17 protein-coding genes are annotated in these 18,873 nt (G+C 49.1%); 3 read left to right on the top strand and 14 right to left on the bottom strand.

Features of this window, described 5'->3' with window-relative positions; all coding sequences use genetic code 11:
- Positions 1-4: 4 nt before the first annotated feature.
- The 6 genes from WHX55_RS09375 to WHX55_RS09400 form a co-directional block, all read right to left on the bottom strand.
- Positions 5-1,033 (bottom strand): glycosyltransferase family 4 protein, encoded by a 1,029-nt coding sequence (locus tag WHX55_RS09375; protein ID WP_353742445.1) that lies wholly within the window; start codon positions 1,031-1,033, stop codon positions 5-7.
- 1,212 nt (positions 1,034-2,245) lie between these two features.
- Positions 2,246-3,154, bottom strand: a complete 909-nt coding sequence (locus tag WHX55_RS09380) for a hypothetical protein (protein WP_353742446.1) — start codon at positions 3,152-3,154, stop codon at positions 2,246-2,248.
- Positions 3,155-3,274: 120 nt separating this feature from the next.
- Positions 3,275-4,432: a hypothetical protein gene (locus WHX55_RS09385; RefSeq protein ID WP_353742447.1), complete on the bottom strand. Its 1,158-nt coding sequence runs from the start codon at positions 4,430-4,432 to the stop codon at positions 3,275-3,277.
- Positions 4,433-4,472: 40 nt separating this feature from the next.
- On the bottom strand, positions 4,473-5,714 hold the full coding sequence (locus WHX55_RS09390; RefSeq protein ID WP_353742448.1) for an oligosaccharide flippase family protein: 1,242 nt from the start codon (positions 5,712-5,714) through the stop codon (positions 4,473-4,475).
- 419 nt (positions 5,715-6,133) lie between these two features.
- A complete protein-coding gene (locus tag WHX55_RS09395) occupies positions 6,134-8,362 on the bottom strand; it encodes a polysaccharide biosynthesis tyrosine autokinase (protein WP_353742449.1) in 2,229 nt (742 codons plus the stop codon).
- A 38-nt stretch (positions 8,363-8,400) separates the two neighbouring features.
- The gene (locus WHX55_RS09400) at positions 8,401-8,841 is read right to left on the bottom strand and encodes a low molecular weight protein-tyrosine-phosphatase (protein WP_353742450.1); all 441 of its coding nucleotides are present in this window, start codon (positions 8,839-8,841) and stop codon (positions 8,401-8,403) included.
- 629 nt (positions 8,842-9,470) lie between these two features.
- On the opposite strand from WHX55_RS09400, the gene rfaH reads away from it, so the two are divergent.
- Entirely contained in the window at positions 9,471-10,001 is a 531-nt protein-coding gene (gene rfaH / locus WHX55_RS09405; RefSeq protein ID WP_353743032.1) for a transcription/translation regulatory transformer protein RfaH, read from the top strand.
- Between the two features lie 663 nt (positions 10,002-10,664).
- On the opposite strand, the gene WHX55_RS09410 is transcribed toward rfaH, so the two are convergent.
- The 5 genes from WHX55_RS09410 to WHX55_RS09430 all read right to left on the bottom strand — a co-directional run bounded on the left by WHX55_RS09410 (position 10,665) and on the right by WHX55_RS09430 (position 14,644).
- Entirely contained in the window at positions 10,665-12,059 is a 1,395-nt protein-coding gene (locus WHX55_RS09410; protein ID WP_353742451.1) for an undecaprenyl-phosphate glucose phosphotransferase, read from the bottom strand.
- 351 nt (positions 12,060-12,410) lie between these two features.
- Complete coding sequence (locus WHX55_RS09415) at positions 12,411-13,097, bottom strand: helix-turn-helix domain-containing protein (protein WP_353742452.1); 687 nt, start codon at positions 13,095-13,097, stop codon at positions 12,411-12,413.
- 34 nt (positions 13,098-13,131) lie between these two features.
- Positions 13,132-13,443, bottom strand: a complete 312-nt coding sequence (locus WHX55_RS09420; protein WP_353742453.1) for an EAL domain-containing protein — start codon at positions 13,441-13,443, stop codon at positions 13,132-13,134.
- Positions 13,440-13,874 (bottom strand): hypothetical protein, encoded by a 435-nt coding sequence (locus tag WHX55_RS09425; RefSeq protein ID WP_353742454.1) that lies wholly within the window; start codon positions 13,872-13,874, stop codon positions 13,440-13,442. The genes WHX55_RS09420 and WHX55_RS09425 overlap by 4 nt, the downstream gene beginning before the upstream one ends.
- A 29-nt stretch (positions 13,875-13,903) precedes the next feature.
- Positions 13,904-14,644 carry a winged helix-turn-helix domain-containing protein gene (locus tag WHX55_RS09430; RefSeq protein ID WP_353742455.1) on the bottom strand — a complete coding sequence of 247 codons (741 nt, stop codon included), beginning with the start codon at positions 14,642-14,644 and terminating at the stop codon, positions 13,904-13,906.
- A gap of 524 nt (positions 14,645-15,168) precedes the next feature.
- On the opposite strand from WHX55_RS09430, the gene WHX55_RS09435 reads away from it, so the two are divergent.
- Positions 15,169-16,002 carry an undecaprenyl-diphosphate phosphatase gene (locus WHX55_RS09435; protein WP_353743033.1) on the top strand — a complete coding sequence of 278 codons (834 nt, stop codon included), beginning with the start codon at positions 15,169-15,171 and terminating at the stop codon, positions 16,000-16,002.
- Between the two features lie 54 nt (positions 16,003-16,056).
- Here WHX55_RS09435 and dusA read toward each other — a convergent pair whose 3' ends face one another.
- Positions 16,057-17,067: a tRNA dihydrouridine(20/20a) synthase DusA gene (dusA, locus tag WHX55_RS09440; protein WP_353742456.1), complete on the bottom strand. Its 1,011-nt coding sequence runs from the start codon at positions 17,065-17,067 to the stop codon at positions 16,057-16,059.
- A 103-nt stretch (positions 17,068-17,170) separates the two neighbouring features.
- Here dusA and WHX55_RS09445 point away from each other — a divergent pair, with 103 nt between their 5' ends.
- A complete protein-coding gene (locus WHX55_RS09445) occupies positions 17,171-18,322 on the top strand; it encodes a site-specific integrase (protein ID WP_150724811.1) in 1,152 nt (383 codons plus the stop codon).
- On the opposite strand, the gene WHX55_RS09450 is transcribed toward WHX55_RS09445, so the two are convergent.
- Entirely contained in the window at positions 18,297-18,572 is a 276-nt protein-coding gene (locus WHX55_RS09450) for a pyocin activator PrtN family protein (RefSeq protein ID WP_150724740.1), read from the bottom strand. The two genes, WHX55_RS09445 and WHX55_RS09450, sit on opposite strands and share 26 nt — an antisense overlap.
- On the bottom strand, positions 18,569-18,847 hold the full coding sequence (locus WHX55_RS09455; RefSeq protein ID WP_223533103.1) for a hypothetical protein: 279 nt from the start codon (positions 18,845-18,847) through the stop codon (positions 18,569-18,571). Before WHX55_RS09455 ends, WHX55_RS09450 begins: the two co-directional genes overlap by 4 nt.
- Positions 18,848-18,873 lie beyond the last annotated feature (26 nt).

Genomic DNA, 18,873 nt, shown 5'->3' on the forward strand with positions numbered 1-18,873 from the left:
TCGATTAGGACTGAATGAGGGATTCCATTTCCTGGTAATAGCGCTCGACGCTGAAACGCTGCCGGGCAATGTCGAATGCCGCCTTGGCTATCGATTGGGAGGATTCAGGATTTTCGAGGGACGAAAGAATAAATTCCGTTGCCTCCGCAGGAGTTTTAAAAAGCCAGCCAGTCTCTCCATGTGCAACGACATCGACGTTGCCAGCGCAGCTGGATGCAACAACGGGAAGCCCTGCAAAGCTGGCCTCAATCACCGAAACAGGCATGCCTTCCCACTGTGCGGTCGAGAGATACAGGCGGGCATCGCCCAGGTATTGCCAAACCTGGCTTTTCGGCACCCAGCCTATGACGTGTACCCCAGAGTCTTCTAGTTGTTGGCGAGCGTTTGCATCGCCGTCACCGACCCAAACAAACTCAATCTGGGGGGCTTCAGTTTTTACTGCTTGGGCAATGGATGAAAAAAAGTCAGGCCCTTTTTGGGGGCGAATTTGTCCAACCGTGATAACAGTTTTTTTTCTGTGAGAAAGGTCTTGTTGGTTCATGCTGGGGATTGCTTTGAAGTCGAGAGCGTTTTCTACCAAGTGGCACTTTCGGAAAGGAATACTCCTTGCAATAGCCGTTCTTTCACTTTCGGAGCAGGCCACGTAATCAGCGTTTTTTATAGAAGCGACCCATTCAAAAAAAACAAAAAGAACTTTCTTCAAAGATCCTATGTCATTGCGCATGAATGAGATGCAATGTGGAAGGTAAAAAAGTTTTGTATGAGCTAAAGCGCCCAGGGTCGATAGTCGGCCCAAAAAGCCCGCGAATGAAGAATGCATGAAGACGCAATCTGGAGATAACGATTTCAGGGTGCTTCTGATTTTTGGTAGACAAGTCAAGCGCTCAAGGGCGCTTGACATCTGGATGTTGATTAAATTTATGCGGCGGTCGAAATGGGTTATAAAGTCTACAGGGGTTTCTGGGCGCTGAGAGTATATAACCGAAACCACATGCCCATTGCTGGCTTGGCAGTTTGCCAGTAGCGCAGCCATAGATAAAGTCCCTGTAGCAGAGGCTTCAATTATATGCACTATTTTTGATGTATTCATTAGCACTTACTACAGGTTTGGATAGGGTTTGTTTTTTGCGACTCGAGGAGGGAGAATATGATGCAAAGTACTAGTAGTAACCAGAGTATGCCAGTCATGGCATGGTACTTGAACAAAAAAAGTATCGCTGTCGCTGCTATGTATCTGGGGTGTCTCCGTAAGAAAAATACTATTGAGCTGAGTATTAGTATTGTGCCAAAAGCACCAGATGTAAAAAATAGATAAACATAAAAAGATGAGTCCCGTGTGTTGTAACCCTGCATCATTGTTTTTCCAACCGGAAGGGATTCATCCCAAAAAAAACCGCTTCCAATTAAATTGTTCGCTAGACCTCGCTCTTTGAATTCTGCAAATATCAATTGTCGAGAAGCTAATGCGTCATAATCAACTGATTCTACAACTCTCAGTGTATATACTTTGTATAGAATGGGGGCGGCACATAATACCCCGATGACTATTAGGGCTGAGAGAGCTCTTGTTGACTTCGTAAATAGCAGAGTTAAAGCTAGCGCGAGGGATGTGGTTAAGATTGCTGCAATTGAGAGGCTGGCTACAGAGGTGATGAATCCTAAACTCGTAGCTATTGTCAGTTTTTTTTGGTGCAGGGAAAGTAGTAAAGCAATGGGGAGTACCGTCATGCTGTAAAATGATGGCTCGGAAAACAAGCCTGTTGCACGGATCTGTATGAATAGATCTTCTAGGGACTTTGTGCTGTAAAGACTTTCGGATGATACTTCTCTTACATAGTTATTGAAGTCAATGAAGTATCCGGTTGCCTGGTAGGTCACTAGCTGGATGATGAAAAATGAGCAGTGCGCAAATAAAAAAAATCTTAATGCGTCGATTATTTGCTTTTGGGTGATGACTCTATTGTGTGCGACAAGTACTAATGTTAGCGAGTAGATGGACATGGCTAGAAACTTTAAATAATAATTAAAGTGTATTCCATGTCTCAGTGATATGGCAAGCGGGACCATATTAATGACGGCTATGCCAATGATCCATTTGTATTTTATTTTAAATGTAGTGAGCTTGCGCGGGTTTAGTATTAGCGCCAGAATTAAGAATAAATAACAAGCAGCTGTCGCTCGGATGCTAAATAAACTCAGCGAAAAGCAGAAAATACTGAGCGAAATAAGGAGTGCTGGGATCATTTTATATTCTACTTCTTATGGCTTCGTAAACTCTTGATGATTGGATGGCTGTGTTCCAGTTAATTGACTCTCCGGGGGGGGATTTGCATTTTTTTGGCGCATAAGGCAAGTCCTCAGTAAAGATTTCATCTGGGCAGATTATGATGTCAATACCTAATAGTTTTGCGGTTTCAGTGTTCGAAAGGGCGTCATTGCATAATATATTTTTTTCTAGTGCGAAGTATTCAAGGAGTTTTGTTGGGGCTTGGTAGCAATATGGGTATTTGTGTGGAATTCTGCTTATGCAAAAAGAGCTATTTTTTACTATTTTAAGTGCGTCAGCCTGAGGTAGTTTTCCTGTGAATATTATATTGGGGTCGTCCGAGAATTTATTTTTTATAGTTTCTTCGGTCGGTCCGACCAGTACAAGTGTCTCATTTTTAAACTTTCGGTATTTTTGAAAAGCACGTATGACCTTGTGCATTCCACGCTCTCGCGTAATTTCTCCGATATAACAATAGGTTCCACCTGGTAATGTATGGTCAACATCAAGATTGAAAATCCATTCAGGTACACCCATTGGAAGAGTAAGAGAGGGGGCGTCATCTCGAAAGCCCATAACTCCTTCCATTCGCTTATTTTGGAATATACGAATATCTGGTTTCTGATTTAAGTGTTTTTTGATGAGGTCTTTGGTTTTTGGGAAGTGGCCTACAGAGAGCGATCGATAATCATGAATAATAAGTTTTGCATGAAGCTTTTTTGGGTAAAATCCCATAATGCACCAAAGAATGGTGTTGTTCTTGTCTTCAAAGGAATCATACTGCTCTATAGTTCCATTGGTGACATTAAAGTCTCTGCTGAAGAAGTTATGGTAAGCTGATATTTCTGGATAGTTTGCTTTGCCTGGATGAAGTATAAAAATGTTCAATGTATTATTTCCAATAATTTTAGCGAGAATACTTGCCGCTACTGCATGGGGCTAGGCTTTTTTAGCCAGAACTGAGTTCGAGCCTGCCACCGTCCTCGACTCTCATCGGACTAATCGTAATTACGCCCCAATTAATTGTAGGGCGGTACGTGTTTTAATTGTGCTGTTGTCGAAATAATTTACTTCGTCTATCAGGTAGTGATGAATGTATTTTTTTATGCGTGCGTTGTCGAAGTTTTTGTAGAAGCATCTTCCAAGCGTTTTTACTCGCTTGCCAAAAAGTAATGCTTCTAAACCCACGGTGGAGTTTATGGTTATTACGGTGTGCGCTTTTTTCAATAAGTCTATTGTGTTGTCACTGCTGATTATAAAACCAATTGATTTTTGTGCTTTCACAATTCTGGAGATTTCTTCCGGGCTATTTTCGGCTGGATGAATCTTGACAATCAAATCAAGCCCTGCTCGGTTTGCCTCTTCGCGAGATATATGAATTGCATCAATATTGTCGTGGTTGGAGTGAAGTTTTATCTGGGTGTCTGATGATACTTGTAAAGCAAGAAAAATATAGTTATTAGTGTGAGGTGGAACGCTCATCTGTTCTAACTGATGGCTGAGCGTTGAGGTTTTCCTTTTTTTTATGTCTATAGTACATGTGCTTTTAAACGATTTTTTTAAGATTATATTTACGGCAGACAGTATGGTGTTTTTTAGTTTTCGCTGCGATTGCGGAAGAGGTTTTTGCTTGCTCAGTTCATAGCTCTTTAACCAGGATTGATGTACCTCTTCAGGAACCTCAGGCAGCCTGTCGATAATTTCAATGTTGTGTGCAATGCTGGATAGCGCATTGACACCCTGCGGGTCTGAGAAAAGTTTACCGGGAAGATTTGCTAGTTCCAGATACTGCGCTTTTATCCCTGCCTTGCCCGCGGCAAGGCTTGCAGCTCGTCCCAGTAGTTGCTGACCATTCCATATAATGACTTTATCGACTTCGTTCTGCTTTAAGTACTCATACAAGCCGTCGGAGATCGACACTGCATCCTGAAATGAATCTGTGGCCGAAAACAGTCCATTCAGGACCTCTATCGATTTTTCGGTGATGTCGAGGAGGTCGGCAGTAGAGAAGTATTTCGATTGAGCTGCTTTTCTGGAAAGGTGCTTGGCCGAAAATCCTTCCATTTGAGCCATAAGAACTGACAACGGTTCTGAACTGGCAAAGAAAATTTGATGCTCGTGTTTTAGTGCACTCGCCAATCTTGAGAAAAATAGATGGCGTTGCATCGAGTCGATTATTAATGCTATTCGCATGCAAGCTCTCAAATTATGAAGAATATTTTTTCAAGGGAGGAAATATCATTGATTTTTCTGTAGTGATTGCTTTGATTGTCGTGTGAGTGAGGCTCAAGCCAATCAGGAGAGTTGCTACGCCTGATACAGAAAAAATAATAAGCGTTAGGAGGGGGCTAAGTAAAAAATAGTACGAGGCAAGAAGAGCTCCGACGGTGCTGATAAAAGTAAGTGTTTGTATGAGTAGATCTGTTTTTTGATTGTTTGTTGATATAAAAATTTGCGAAAGAGGAATGTATATGATTTGTAAGGCATAGACTGGGGATATTATGTGAAAAAAAATGATCGCCTGGTTCCAATTGTCACCGAGCAATACTTTGATGAGCATGCCAAAGAAAAGGTTTCCAAATAGTAGATAGCAGGCGGATATCGCTAAGAGCAATTTTGCGTGGCTTTTATAGGTCTTCAGTAAATTGCCATTGTTGGAGTTAATGGCTGAAATTACTTCGCGTCTGAATACGCCGCTGATGCTTTGCGCTATTAAAGAAACCGGGAAGAATCCGAACCGTTGTGTGGCTGCAAAATAGCCAGCTGTTATTGGGCCGAAAAGGAATGGCATTGCAATCGGTAGGGAATAGGTGAGTGCTGAGCTAAGAATGGTTGCAGGCAGTGTATATTGCGGAAATCTGAGGTTTTCCTTTAGAAAGCTAATGTTGAAAATTTGTTTAGGGTGCTGAGTATTTGCAAGTATCAAGGTCAAGGAAAGTATGGTAATGGCAAGATTGATTTTGGTGTATATCTCGAATGTGCTTGAAAGAGTATTTGAGTTAATGAGGATTATCAGTGATACAACAAAGCTAGCATTTGCAGATATTTTTATAAGCCCAATTAGAACGTATTTTCGCAATGTATTTAGGTAGAGGCTGCTTGCTTGTTGGAGAATAAAGGTTGTCGAAAAAATCAATATTGTTGTGGAGTCCGTAAGGTCCCAAATGCTTGCCATGGCGTACAGAAAAACAAACGATGAGGCGGTTATTGTTATTACTTGGACTAGCGCCTGGTATGATTTTTCTTCTTTGTCTTGTATGCAGGCAAGTTCATATCTGAAGGCCATTATTGTACCGATGAACATGCTCAGGCTTAAATTAAAATTAAGCTTGCCAAGTTCTTCAGGTCCCCATTCCCTGCCAATCAAGGAAAGGCATACAAAGAAAATCGCTTGGCCAATTATTACGCTGGCTAGTGAAATGGCGGTGTCTTTCTTCTTTAAGCTCATGGCACTAATGCTTTTTCATTTGTATGGGGGCTTTGGAGGTATTGATATTTTGTGATGTGGTGGTCGCTGGGTGCCATAAATGGTTTTTGTGGCTATTGATACAAAACATAGCCAAGGCTTTGGGAGCGATATTGAAAGCTTGATGCGTTCGCATTTTTCAATGTGAAATTTCTAGCTCTTAAATATGTCCATGCGAGTGCTGGCTTGATTTGTTTCTGTTTGAATTGACAGCGCCGGTTCGTAAGAGGAGGCTTGGCCAATATCAAGGTCTTGGGCACGCTACCGCCCCAGGATTACATGCTAGTCCCTGAGAGCGGCTTGATTTATCGAAAGGTCCGCATCCGATGTTGGCGATGCAGTAAATGAGCGCCTCTAGAGTCTCAGGCGCGCTCGGTTATCATTCAACACTGTGGTGTAAATTAAACGCTGTCCGACTTATATTCGTAGTTGTAATAACCATAATCGCTATAGCCGTATTTACTGGAGGCACGTTTTTCAACGCCATTGAAAATGGCGCCTTTCAAATCAATGCCATTTTGAGCAAAGCGACGCATGGTCAATTCAATTTCGCGAACCGGGTTAAGCGCAAAACGCGTCACAATCAAGCTGGTGCCTGACTGGCGGCCGACAATCGCCGCATCCGTCACTGCCAGCAACGGCGGGGTATCCAGAATGACCAGGTCATACTGGGCGCTGACTTGCTCCAGAAAGGCACTGAAGTTCGCGTGCATTAGCAGTTCTGAAGGATTGGGCGGTATTTGTCCGCGGCCGATAACGTCAAGGTTCTCGAATTCAGTTTTATTGATCGCAGTTGCCAACTCGCAGCGATTGATCAGTAAATCAGAAAGCCCGTTTTCAGCGGGAGTTCCGAATACTTTATGCAAATACCCTTTGCGCATATCCACGTCGATAAGCAATACACGCTGGCCGGTCTGAGCGATAACTGCGGCGAGGTTGGCGGAAACGAATGTTTTACCCACCTTGGGGCTCGGGCCGGAGATCATCAGGCGATTATTGCTGGCTTCGAGCATGGCGAAGTGCAGACTGGTGCGAAGGCTGCGCAATCCTTCTATGGCCAGGTCGGTGGGGTGACTGCTGGCCAGTATGGGTGCGACGTTGTTGGCGCGGCCCCGGTTGCCACGGGGGAGTTTGCTTTCTTCACCTTTCTGCAGCGTGCTGAAAGGAATGGATGCATACACCGGCAACCCCAGCTGTTCAATTTGATCGGGGTTTTCCACGCCGCGGTTAAGGGCTTTGCGAAAAAGCACCACTGCAATTGCCAGGAAAGCGCCGAACAGGGTGGCGATGAGTACGGTCAGGACCTTCCTGGGTTTAACAGGCTTGAGCAGATCCACATCGGCGGTATCGATCAAGCGCACGTTGCCCACGGTGCCGGCACGCATCACATCCAGTTCCTGGGATTTATTCAGGAGCTGGGTATAAATTTCGGTGCTGACTTTTACATCGCGGGTGAGGCTAAGCAGTTCTTGCTGTGTTGAAGGCAGGCCCTCGACTTTTTTGGCCAAGCCATTCTGCTTGGCTGTCAGCTCGCCTAATTGGCTGAGCAAGGCCCGATAGGCGGGATGCTGACGGGTAAACTTGCGATCCATCTCCGCTTGCTGCAATTTCAATTCGGAGATGCTGGTATCAAGCGCCACGATCTGATCGAGAATGGCTTTGGCTTCCAGGCTGATATCGATGGATTTACTACGAATTTGATACTTGTTCAGGGCGTTTTCGGCCTTTTCCAGGTCTTTACGGACCTGAGGCAGTTGATCGTTTAGAAACTCCAGGCTTTGAGCCGCTTCGGCCGACGTCCGCTCAACATTTTGCCGTACATAGAGCTTGGCGATTTCATTGAGGATTTGAATGGCTTCAGCCGGTTTTTCGCTCTCAAGAGCAAGCCCGATCATGCCGGACTCTTTACCGCGTTCTGCTACATCAAGTAACTTTTGGTACGCCAAGATACTGGTCAAGCGTGGGTCACGCACAATGCTGAACGTTGTGCCAGGATTGGCCTGCAATACCTCGACCTGCAGTTTGATGCCGTCCTGGTCATAGGCTTGGCCCACTTGGCTTTGGACCAGGATATTGTCGTCTTCATCCAGCAAAGTGAAGTGGCCGCTTTCACCGCTGACCAAAGTGAGTTGTTTACTCAGGAGCTCTTGTGGGAGTTCGAGCTGAAATATTTTCAGGGTTTCGCCACCCCAAGCAAAGCTGCTCATGCCAAACAACGGCGCCGCGACCGTATTCGTAGCGTCTGGTTTGAACCGACGAGCAATAAAGTCGCCGATCACCGGAAAACGGTTCGGCTCGACGGTAAGATCGAGCGATAGATTGTCGACAACCTTGCCGATGATCGCGCGCGACTTGATTAATTCAATTTCTGTAGTTGAAGGTGACTCTTTACCCAGCATGCTGTTGATATCGGAGAAACCGAGCATGTCATTTTTTTTTGCCTCCACCTGTATCAAGGCAGTTGCCTGGTAAACAGGCGTGGCCAACACCGCATAGGCCGTTCCCACGGCCATAGAGGCAGCAGTGATCCCGGCAATCAACCATTTATGATCGACCAGTGTCCCGAGTAGGCCCATCAGGTCGATTTCATCATCATCGTCATGAGAGGTTAATGCTGGAGTTTGCTGCATAAGTGGGTTCTTTTCTTAACAGGTATTCGAGGAGTGTTTTAGCGTGCGAGGCGCTTTGCCCAAGCGTTTACGGCTTCTTCAATCAACGCGTATGCATGCACAAAAGCCGGTTTGCCTTGACGGTAGGGGTCGCTGATTTCGCGGTTTTCCTGCCACTTGCCCAGCAAGAAGACCTTTCCTCGCGCTTCAGGCGCGATCTTGAGAACACGGTCTATGTGCGACTGCTCCATCACCAGGATCAGATCCGATTCGCTAATGGCGGCAGGGGTCAGTTGATTGGCTTTGTGCTCTGTTGGCAGATGGCCATGTTCTTCCAGTACTATCTGGGCGGTGGGCTCGATAGGGTGGTCTTGTAGCGCGCCAAGACCCGCGGAGCTGACTTCGATGTCGGACCGGACCAGTGCTTCTCGCAACAAATGTTCTGCAGTAGGACTTCGGCAAATGTTGCCAATGCAAACGATTAGAATCTTGTTAAACAAGGCAACCTCCCTGGAAATTCCACACTTGCGGTGATGGTGCAATTGGAAAGACTGAAATTCTACTTTTCTTCAATGGCACTTTTTTGACGGCTTGCAGCTATTGGGTGTGCGCCTCTTTCCGTGAGGAGTTACCGTACTGAATGAAACTTTTCACTGCGAAGACTCTGGTCTGCTGGAATCTGGACTGGGAGCGTGCTTAACAGTTGCTATGCTAAAAATCATAACTGGCAACCCACGACAACATCAACCATTAAATGCCACGTGATTGTTGAATGCCACATAGCAAAAAAAATATCCATATACAAATCCAGATATTAAATAACATTTCTGCGTCTTATCGGACGATTTATAACGTTTTCGGGTTTTTTGTGTTGTCTCGTATTGGGTTGTGTTAAATATCGCGGGTGCAGTTTGATGATAAGTGTAAGGCGATTGCTTTGGGTAAGGCGTTCCCGGGCATCCGTTTATTGCAAATAAGTTTCGCGTGTTTTTAAAGGGCGAAGTTTCCATGATCGGCCAACTCCGTTTTTCAGGTGCGTTTCCATCCTTGGGAGAAATCCGTCGCAAGGTCGGGGAGAAAACCACGGAGCTACTTGACCATATAGGCGCAGAAGGGGCTGATTGTGTCCATCCATAGTGCTTCGGCTGTTCAAACGACCTTGCCTGAGAGTCTCACCGCCAGTGCATGGTATTTGGTGCAATGCAAGGCGAGCCAGGACGAGCGTGCAGAGATCAATCTGGTTAACCAGGGATATACCTGTTTCCGCCCTACGCACCGGCGCGAGCGTGTTTTGCAGGGGCGCAGGAGGACTGTTCGCGAATCGCTGTTTCCGGGTTATCTGTTTATCCAGCTCGGCTCGGGTGAGAGTTGGGCGCCTTTGCGTTCTACCCGTGGTGTATTGCGAATTGTCAGTTTTGGAGGCAAGCCGCTGCCCGTAGGTGATGACTTGATCGCGCAGCTTTATGAGCACGATAGCGCAGCCCCTGTGGAGGCTCGGTTTGCCTGTGGAGAGAGGGTGCGTATCAATGAGGGGCCTTTTGTCGATGTGGAAGCGATCTTCCTCGCGATGGAGGGGGAGCAGCGAGTGTTGCTCCTGATGACACTGCTGCAGCGTGAGCAAAGAATTAGCGTTCCCTTGGTTGATATCAGTAAGCATTGATACGGCGCATTGCTCGCTTGTAATCATCTTCCTTGCGGCGTCTTTCAAGGTCGATGCTGTACCGCTGTGATTCGCCAAGCGCATTTCAGGGTATGGATCTGGCGGTTGTAGCCCGCGCATCCGCCAGGATGTTTGTGGGCTCCCGTCACAATGCGCTCGGCCAGCCAATCAACGAGCAGATACCGTTCTGGCAACAAGGTCCGTTGCCCTCATCTTCGCTTCCCCCCCGGTAGGCATTAAGCTTTTTTCGCAGCACCAGGAAAGCAGCGGTCTCAGCCAAGACCGCATCTTTGCGGCGTAGCTGACGTTCCGGTTCGCGAATACGGTTTTTGTCGTCACGGGATTGCCTGGCATCCACTTTTTAGCGATCGACTGCTGTCGTTGCGCCTGCCTGACGCAAGTTTGTTGAGCTGCAAAAGGTTCAGCCTGAAGGCAAGTCCGGGCGTGCCGATATCGCCCTGATATCTGGTCAGCAAGCTGTGCGGTATCGAGCGGAGATTTAAGAGAAGTCGGCGATGAACATCGCCACGAAAGTCGGCAGCAGAACAACTTGCCGGTGTTGGTGCAGTTGCAGGCGTGGCTGGTGAAGATCCAGCCACGGGTGACGAGGCTAACGCACTGGGAATTTGGCTTGCTTTCCCTGGTTAGCCTGCAGGCGCACCATCAATAAATGTCTTTTGACAGCAAGGTGAACGGCGTCTTCACCAGGATTTTCACATCCAGCCACAACGACCAGTTATTGATGTACTTGAGGTCGATCTCGACGCGCTTCTGCATCTTGTCGATGGTGTCGGTCTCGCCGCGGCAACCATTGATTTGAGCCAGCCCGGTGATCCCCGGTTTGATTCGGTGGCGCGCCATGTAGGCGAGAATCTTGCCGGAGTAGTAGTTATTGTGCGCAACGGCATGAGGACGTGGCCCGACCAGCGCCATATGGCCCTGCAAGACGTTGAACAATTGCGGTAGCTCATCGATGGAAGTGCGACGGATGAAGCGACCGATCGGGGTGATCCGTGAGTCGTTGCGACTGGCTTGCTTGACCTCGTGATCGTCATGCACACGCATAGAGCGAAACTTCCAGACCTTGATGACCTTCCCGTTCCACCCGTGACGGTCCTGTTTGAAAAATACCGGACCATGGGAGGTGAACTTGACGGCTAGGCCAATGATCAACAGTAACGGGCTCAGAGCGACAATGGCCATCAGCGCCACGCTTTTATCAAGCAGGCTTTTGCTCAGTGCGGCAGTGGGTTGGCTGGACAGCGGGCATTCAATCAAATGGATTGCCGGCATGCCATCCACATCACTGACCGAGTGATTGAGCAGCGTCAGGCTGTTCAAGTCCGGGACCCAGACAACGTCTACGTTGGCATCCAGCAAGTCGACATACATTTCTTCGATTTGTACCGCTTCGCTCAGGGGCAGCGTGATGTACAGGCGGCGGATGTCATGAGTCTTGATCAGTTCGAGCAGTTCCTCTTGCGGGCCTACGACAGGTGGCGCACCTGTCTCCAACAAAGGAGTGGTGTCGGAGCTTACCAGGCCGACCAATGGGAAGTGCTCGAGGGCACGAAGCTTGTTAGCCAGTCCCAGTGCCAGCTCGCCAGTACCAACAATCAGCGTTCTACGCTCAATTTGAAGCGCCCGTTGGTAGTACTTCGAAAAACCATGCAGTGGGACGTACAGCAGCGCCTGCCCGATGTAGCTGCAGAAAGCCCATGTCAGAATGATTTGACGGGAAAACAGTTCGTTGGCCTTGCAGAGGAAGGCGACAATAGCCAGCGCTGCCAGTGTCATGGACCAACCCATCAGGAGTCTTGCCAGGCCCTCCAGGTAATTGTCCTTCTTTGCATACACACCGCACCATGTATAGGCCGGAACCGATGCAAGCACAGTAAGCGTTGCGCAGACTCGATAATAGAACTCTACCGTACCCGTCTGGTAGTAAACCAATATTAATAACAGGGCAACAACAAAGCCTTGGCCAAGTGCCCACTGTCCCCAGAAGGTCAGTCCTTTGAGGGTGGTATTTCGATTGATACGAAGATTGTTAACCATACGGTATCCCCAAAATACGTCCATTCGCGTTTCGACAGACAAGAGCCAAAATACGTGCAGCAAGAGTTATTGTTCATATCAGATGGCGAAGCATTGACGACCGAAACGCCACGCGGGCGGCGCTGTCATCAGTGCATAGGTTAAATTATTAGTGCGGGCACTGTCTGACGACTTTTAACGAGTGGGTGGTGTATCTGGTTGATATGTCTGGACAAGAGACGCGTTATAAATAGTCTGGATTCAGCTTTTTTAACGTGGCTTTATAGAGGGGGGGTGAGTGAGATGCGGGGGGTGAAATGGCGTGCTTTATTATTGTTGTATAGCACTGCCGGGGCGAACAATTTGAATTGTTCAGGCCAGATTTTTTACGCGTACGATTTTTTGTATCACGCAGTACCCACGATTCCTCACTGCACGAAAAAGGCGTTCGCCGTTACTGGCGTTTTTAAACTTTTCCTGTAACCGACTCAGGCACATTTCGAGACCCCGATAATGCTCAGGTTCTCTGCCGATGCTACGGATAAGGTCGTCCTTGCTGACCACGCGATCATCATGGTGCAGCATTTTTTTAAGCAGTGTGGCCTCCAGGCCAGTTAAGGCAATCTCCACGTCATCTTTGATCAACGCGCCGCTGACATCGCTCAGTCGCCAGGTTTCAGTCGGCGCAACGTGCGGTTTGGCCGGCTGGGAGACACATTCCCTGGTGTCATCCCTGGAGTCGTTTGCAGTTGATGTGAAATGAGTAAATTTCGTTATGGCTTGCGCAGCTTGCCATTCGGACTTGAAGCTCGAAAGTATGCGCTGCGTATCATGCTTGATAACCGGAGGAGCCATTTTGGCCACATGCGGGTAAATAAATTCCATAAGCTTGGGGGCGGAAGTGGGTGGAGCGACGCCTTCAAAAAACATCTTCGCCTGTGACGTGCCGTAAGCGTTATATCGCTTGCTGGACAGCAATGCCTCAAGCTCTAGTTGTAGTGCGGGGTTGTGTGTAACCACGACAAAGTATTTTCTGGGGAGGTTTGTGCTGCTTTCCATGGCTCTCTCCTGAGTTGCACGTCTGGGTCTTGGTTTAAAGGTTGTCGGCAGGGGAGTAATGACTCCCTTGGAAGTAATCGAAGGGCAGCGCGCGTGCCAGTATATGGCTAGCAGCATGCTCGACTCTGTCCGCTATAAAGGAGACCTTTGTGTTGTGAGTGAGCGTGGTCATGCGTTCGTGGAGACGATTGAATAACTCTGGGTTGCCACTGAGCTTGAGGCTCAAGTCTAGAGAGGAAGTGGAAATCTTTATATAGTCGAATAGATTCAGGGTTGTAAAGATTTCGATACTTTCATCGTCGATGTTGTAGTCGTCGAGCGCGATTTCTATGCCGTGATCTTTCAACAGATATACGTTGTGAAGGATTTTCTTTTTTCTGCGAAGCTGACTGCCGAGAGGGGGAGCTCATTAAGCACGATAACCAGCGTCTGGCCAAATTCGCGCAGAGCGGCGCCGGACTGAATCAGCTCTTCGGTGAGCGCAGAGTTGGCGAGATCTGACTGTCCTACGCAAACAAATCTACGGCTTAGGTATTTATTTCCGTTGGTGGAGTTGTGATCTTTCAGCGAAAATGCAATCAGCCTGGTTTGCATCAGTACTTCACTGTAGATCCCACTCATCTGATGCGCCTCTGGCGCGTAGGAGGCGGAAGCGGAGTCGTCAAAATGTATTCTGATCTCGCTACCAAACGGGCAGTCGTCCCGAGTGAGGATCAATTGTCGAGACAGGTAATGCTCTGCGTGACCGTAGAGTCGCACGCTCCCTGTTGCGTTCATAAAACAGAAACTCCCTTCTACATTAAGAATCAGGTTGTCGAGATCAGACCCCTGATTAAACGATATCCATGCCCACGGATGCTTTGAATGGCGTTGGTGCCATACATGCCTTTTATTTTGCCACGAAGGCGACTGATCGACTTTTCCAAGGCTCTTGGGTCGTAAAAATTTATATTCAGCCCCATGATCCTGGCGATTTCATCATGGCTCAATATCTGGTTTTTGGTTAGGGAAAAAGCCTCAAGAATTTTCATTTCTGCAAACGATACATCCAGTTTTTTATAGTCGCCAATAAGGCACATGCGAGTGGGGTCCAAAAGCAGATTGTGCTTTTTTTGCCATTCCGGACTGTTAAAAAACTCGGACAGTTCGTCAGTATTTTCGTCTGCAACAGTGTCGCAATTAATACAGTAGTCGGCCCCGGCCAGATAATATTTCATCTTGTTGTAGGTGCCTCTGCCGGTGATGGCTACAACCATTATTGACGCCAAATTATCGGCGCGAATATGTTCTACCAGGGCAAGGCTTTCAACAAACGCTTGAGGGTTGTCGATAACGATAAAAATGGCACGGTATGAATGGGTACTATTGTTCCTGTTGAATGAGTTGCTATAGCACATCGCATCAACGGCAATATCCTTGCCTACGTGGCTTGCGACTAATTCCCTGAAGCCCTCAGCTAGCGTGTGGGTTCGCCCAATGGTGAGAATACCTGTCTCCTCCTTCACGTCGCTGTGGCCTGTAGTCGTTATTTTCCCTGTAAGCATCATGCTTTGACTCGGATGGGTGCGGGCATTTGAATGTTAAAGCAGCAATTCTCGTTTGTGACTGACAATTGGTAACATTTCACTGTTTTTTCTAGCGGTCGTCTCGTTTTTTTAACATCGTCGGTGATTCTGGTGTGATCGTCTGCCCGCCTGTGGTTCGAGGTGCCTAATCATCGATGACAATCTCGCGGGCTGACCCGGCATAGCATTGTGCCATCTATTGCCCCAATGTCCCGCATTTTCGCATCCATATGACCATGCATCTCGCTAAAGTTTCAGCTGCCTGATTTTTTTTGTTCGGGTGCCATGAGGCTGCGGGGTTTTGTTGTTTCGAGTGCGAGTTGTCGCTCTTGCCTGGCCTCGCACTCTCCAATATTAACTGTTATCTAACGTTCATGTTGGTGAAATCGGTCATGGACATTTCATAACACAGAGTTTTATTAAGCGGCCTGATGCGCTTTACTATTGTGTTGGCGTTGAGTTAGAGCGTAGTCGACGCATTGGTATTTGTCGTTGAGGGGGGATTAATGGATCTTTGGACAACCATAACAGTGTTGATTTTGGGGATGGTCGAAGGTCTGACGGAGTTTTTGCCTATATCAAGTACAGGGCACCAGATTGTTGTCGCGGACCTGCTCAGCTTCGGCGGCGAGCGAGCCATGGCCTTTAACATCATCATTCAACTGGGCGCGATCCTGGCGGTTGTCTGGGAGTTCCGTCGCAAGATTCTCGAGATCGTCACCGGCTTACCGACCCAGCGCAATGCCCAACGTTTCACCTTGAATCTATTGATCGGTTTTTTTCCGGCAGTGGTCTTGGGAGTGTTGTTCGCCGATAAGATCCATGAGTATCTGTTTAACCCGATCACTGTAGCGGTGGCATTAGTGGCGGGTGGAATCATCATGTTGTGGGCCGAGCAGCGGGAACATGTGGTGTATGTCGAGCATGTTGACGATATGCGCTGGAACGACGCTCTCAAGGTCGGTTTCGCGCAATGCCTGGCGATGATTCCGGGTACTTCACGCTCTGGGTCGACCATTATCGGTGGGTTGCTGTTTGGTCTGTCGCGTAAGGCTGCCACGGAGTTTTCGTTCTTTCTGGCGATGCCGACCATGGTCGGTGCCGCCGTGTATTCAGGCTATAAGTATCGGGATCTGTTCCAGGCCGGTGACCTGCCAGTGTTTGCGCTGGGTTTCGTGACGGCGTTCTTTTTCGCGATGATCGCCGTGCGTGGTTTGCTCAAGTTTATCGCCGCCCACAGTTATGCAGTGTTCGCCTGGTACCGGATCGGATTCGGTTTGCTGATTCTGGCAACGTGGGTATTCGGTTGGGTTGACTGGACCGGGGCTGCAGCGCACTGACGCTCGCACCAGGCTGCAGGACATGCAGCCTGGTCGCAGGGAGGCGGCTAACCGTTAACGCCCCTCAAGCAGCTCCGCGGCTTGATCCAGCAACACCAAAGGTTCTTTGGCCTTGTGAATATCCACCGACAGTAACTGCCGAAACTTGCGTGCTCCCGGAAACCCGGTGCCCAGCCCGAGCACATGCCGGGTGATGTGGTGCATCGAACCGCCCGCGTCGATGTGTGCAGCGATATACGGCCGCAACTGCGCCAGCGCCTCGGCGCGGCTGATCACCGGCGCCGTGCTGCCGAACAGCTGCTGATCCACCTCGGCCATCACATAGGGGTTGTGATACGCCTCGCGGCCCAACATCACGCCGTCGAACGTCTGCAAATGTTCGTGGCAGGCCTCCAGCGTCTTGATCCCGCCGTTGAGAATAATCTCCAGCTCAGGAAAGTCCGCCTTCAACCGCGCCGCCACGTCATAACGCAGGGGCGGGATGTCACGGTTCTCCTTCGGCGACAACCCCTCCAGAATCGCAATCCGCGCGTGCACGGTAAAGCTGGTGCAGCCGGCATCCCGTACCGTGCCGACGAAATCACACAGTTCTTCGTAACTGTCGCGCCCATTAATGCCGATACGGTGCTTGACCGTCACCGGAATCGACACCGCATCCCGCATCGCCTTCACACAATCGGCCACCAACTGCGGGTGCCCCATCAGGCACGCGCCGATCATATTGTTCTGCACCCGATCACTCGGGCAGCCGACATTCAGGTTCACCTCGTCGTAACCATGCTCCTGAGCCATGCGCGCGCAGGCAGCCAGGTCCAGTGGAACACTGCCGCCGAGTTGCAGGGCGAGCGGGTGTTCGGCTTCGTTGTGACGCAGGAAGCGTTCGTGGTCGCCGTTGAGCAGCGCGCCAGTGGTGACCATTTCGGTGTAGAGCAGGGCGTTTTTTGACAATAGGCGCAGGAAAAAACGGCAGTGTCTATCGGTCCAATCCATCATGGGCGCAACACTAAACCGCCGAGACAGTGCAGGTCTTGGATTTACTGGTCTGGAGTGGGGGTTCTGTACCATTTTGCTCTACGTGTTTTTAGCGTGTTTTAGGGCGTTTTCGGGCGTTTTTTGAATGTCGGTGGTACGATGTACCACTTCAAAACTGACGCGTACCACTTTCGATATGGCGACTATCAGGGCAAGAAAACTGGCGGATGGGAGTGTGAGCTACACAGCTCAGATCCGCATCAAGCGCGACGGAGTGCAAGTCTACCAAGAGAGTCAGACCTTCGCCCGAAAACAGGCAGCTCAGGCTTGGGCGCGAAAGCGCGGCGCGGAGCTGGATGAGCCTGGTGCAATTGAGCGGGCGAACCGAACGGGGGTCACGGTCAGCGACATGATCACCCGCTACCTGGATGAAATGGAGAAAGCCCGACCGCTGGGGAAAACAAAGAAGGCCACGTTGAACGCCATTGCGGAAACGGACTTTGGTAAGTTGGTTGATTCTGACCTAAACAGTCAGCAGTTGGTGGACTACGCACTCTGGCGTATGAGTAAAGCAGGTGGTGGGGTGCAGCCTCAGACCGCAGGCAATGATCTTGCCCACCTTGGCGCGGTGTTATCAATTGCCCGGCCCGCCTGGGGTTATCAAGTTGATCCGCATGCAATGGGTGACGCGCGTAAGGTATTGCGAAAGCTCGGTTACAACTTGAAGAGCCGGGAGAGGGACCGTCGTTCGTCGTTGGCTGAGTTAGGAAAGATACTTAGTTACTATGAGGAAATGCAGGGGCGCCGGCGAAGTTCCATCAATATGCTCAAGGTTGTGGGCTTCGCGATCTTTTCCACGCGGCGACTCGATGAAATTACGCGCATTCGCTGGGCTGATGTTGATGAGGCCGGTCAGCGGGTGATGGTCCGGGATATGAAGAACCCTGGCCAGAAGATCGGCAATGATGTTTGGTGTTACTTGCCGGATGAGGCGTGGCGGATACTTCAGACAATGCCCAAGGCTGGCGACGATATATTCCCGTATAGCCCTGAATCTATTTCTACGTCGTGGGCGAAAGCCTGCAAGTTTACAAGCATTGAAGACTTGCACTTCCATGATCTGAGGCACGACGGTGTTAGCCGATTGTTTGAAATGGATTGGGATATCCCACGTGTAGCGAGTGTTTCAGGACACAGGGACTGGAACTCTCTGAGGCGCTATACCCATCTGCGTGGCAGAGGGGATCCTTACATTGGCTGGGAGTGGCATGACAAAATATTGAAGGCGCCCGTACAGCTAGGTGCCGCATCAATGAAATGGCTTAAGAGGCGCGTTTTAAGCCGTTGAGTTGGTTGCATTCCTTGACTGCGGCTTCCCGCTGTAAGTCGAGGTAGGCCGCGAGGTCGGTGATGTGGATCCCTTTTGCGCTTTTCTGGCTTGGCTCTAGGCGAGTGATCGGGATTTTGATCTGACCAGCCAAGACCTTTCGCTGGAACATTTCGGTGGTCAAGTGTGTGAAGTAGTCCTTGCACACCTGGTCCAGCGGAATGAGGGCGCGACCATTGTATTGCGCCGTCAGGATGAAGGCTGTGTTCATGGGTTGGCCTCTTGATCTTCAGCTTTTCTGCAATACAGCGGATCTGCGCCAATGAATACCTCTTCCGGTGCCTCAGGCCACTCGTCCCGAATTGAGTCGAAGTCGCCTTCGTTCCAGCAGCGAAGGAATTCAATATCGTCGATATCGCCGGAAGCCTTCTCCAATGCGAAAGCAATCGCGGCGACGGCGGCGTCACTGTTCAGGGAGTCTTGATCATCTACTGTCGTTCGACAGTTCCACTGTTCAGCTAGCAACGGCTTGCAATCATCCATCATGCTGTAGCGAATAGCCGCTTACGCGA

This window comes from Pseudomonas fluorescens (assembly GCF_040448305.1).
Classification (GTDB): domain Bacteria; phylum Pseudomonadota; class Gammaproteobacteria; order Pseudomonadales; family Pseudomonadaceae; genus Aquipseudomonas; species Aquipseudomonas fluorescens_BH.

Excerpts from the sequence above, each read along its gene's own strand:
- WHX55_RS09375 (WP_353742445.1), bottom strand. The coding sequence starts at position 1,033 with ATGGCTGCGCTACTGGCAAACTGCCAAGCCAGCAATGGGCATGTGGTT.
- WHX55_RS09385 (WP_353742447.1), bottom strand. The coding sequence starts at position 4,432 with ATGCAACGCCATCTATTTTTCTCAAGATTGGCGAGTGCACTAAAACAC.
- WHX55_RS09390 (WP_353742448.1), bottom strand. The coding sequence starts at position 5,714 with ATGAGCTTAAAGAAGAAAGACACCGCCATTTCACTAGCCAGCGTAATA.
- WHX55_RS09395 (WP_353742449.1), bottom strand. The coding sequence starts at position 8,362 with ATGCAGCAAACTCCAGCATTAACCTCTCATGACGATGATGATGAAATC.
- WHX55_RS09410 (WP_353742451.1), bottom strand. The coding sequence starts at position 12,059 with ATGGTTAACAATCTTCGTATCAATCGAAATACCACCCTCAAAGGACTG.
- WHX55_RS09415 (WP_353742452.1), bottom strand. The coding sequence starts at position 13,097 with ATGGAAAGCAGCACAAACCTCCCCAGAAAATACTTTGTCGTGGTTACA.
- WHX55_RS09425 (WP_353742454.1), bottom strand. The coding sequence starts at position 13,874 with ATGAACGCAACAGGGAGCGTGCGACTCTACGGTCACGCAGAGCATTAC.
- WHX55_RS09430 (WP_353742455.1), bottom strand. The coding sequence starts at position 14,644 with ATGATGCTTACAGGGAAAATAACGACTACAGGCCACAGCGACGTGAAG.
- WHX55_RS09435 (WP_353743033.1), top strand. The coding sequence starts at position 15,169 with ATGGATCTTTGGACAACCATAACAGTGTTGATTTTGGGGATGGTCGAA.
- dusA (WP_353742456.1), bottom strand. The coding sequence starts at position 17,067 with ATGGTACAGAACCCCCACTCCAGACCAGTAAATCCAAGACCTGCACTG.
- WHX55_RS09445 (WP_150724811.1), top strand. The coding sequence starts at position 17,171 with ATGGCGACTATCAGGGCAAGAAAACTGGCGGATGGGAGTGTGAGCTAC.
- WHX55_RS09450 (WP_150724740.1), bottom strand. The coding sequence starts at position 18,572 with ATGAACACAGCCTTCATCCTGACGGCGCAATACAATGGTCGCGCCCTC.
- WHX55_RS09455 (WP_223533103.1), bottom strand. The coding sequence starts at position 18,847 with ATGATGGATGATTGCAAGCCGTTGCTAGCTGAACAGTGGAACTGTCGA.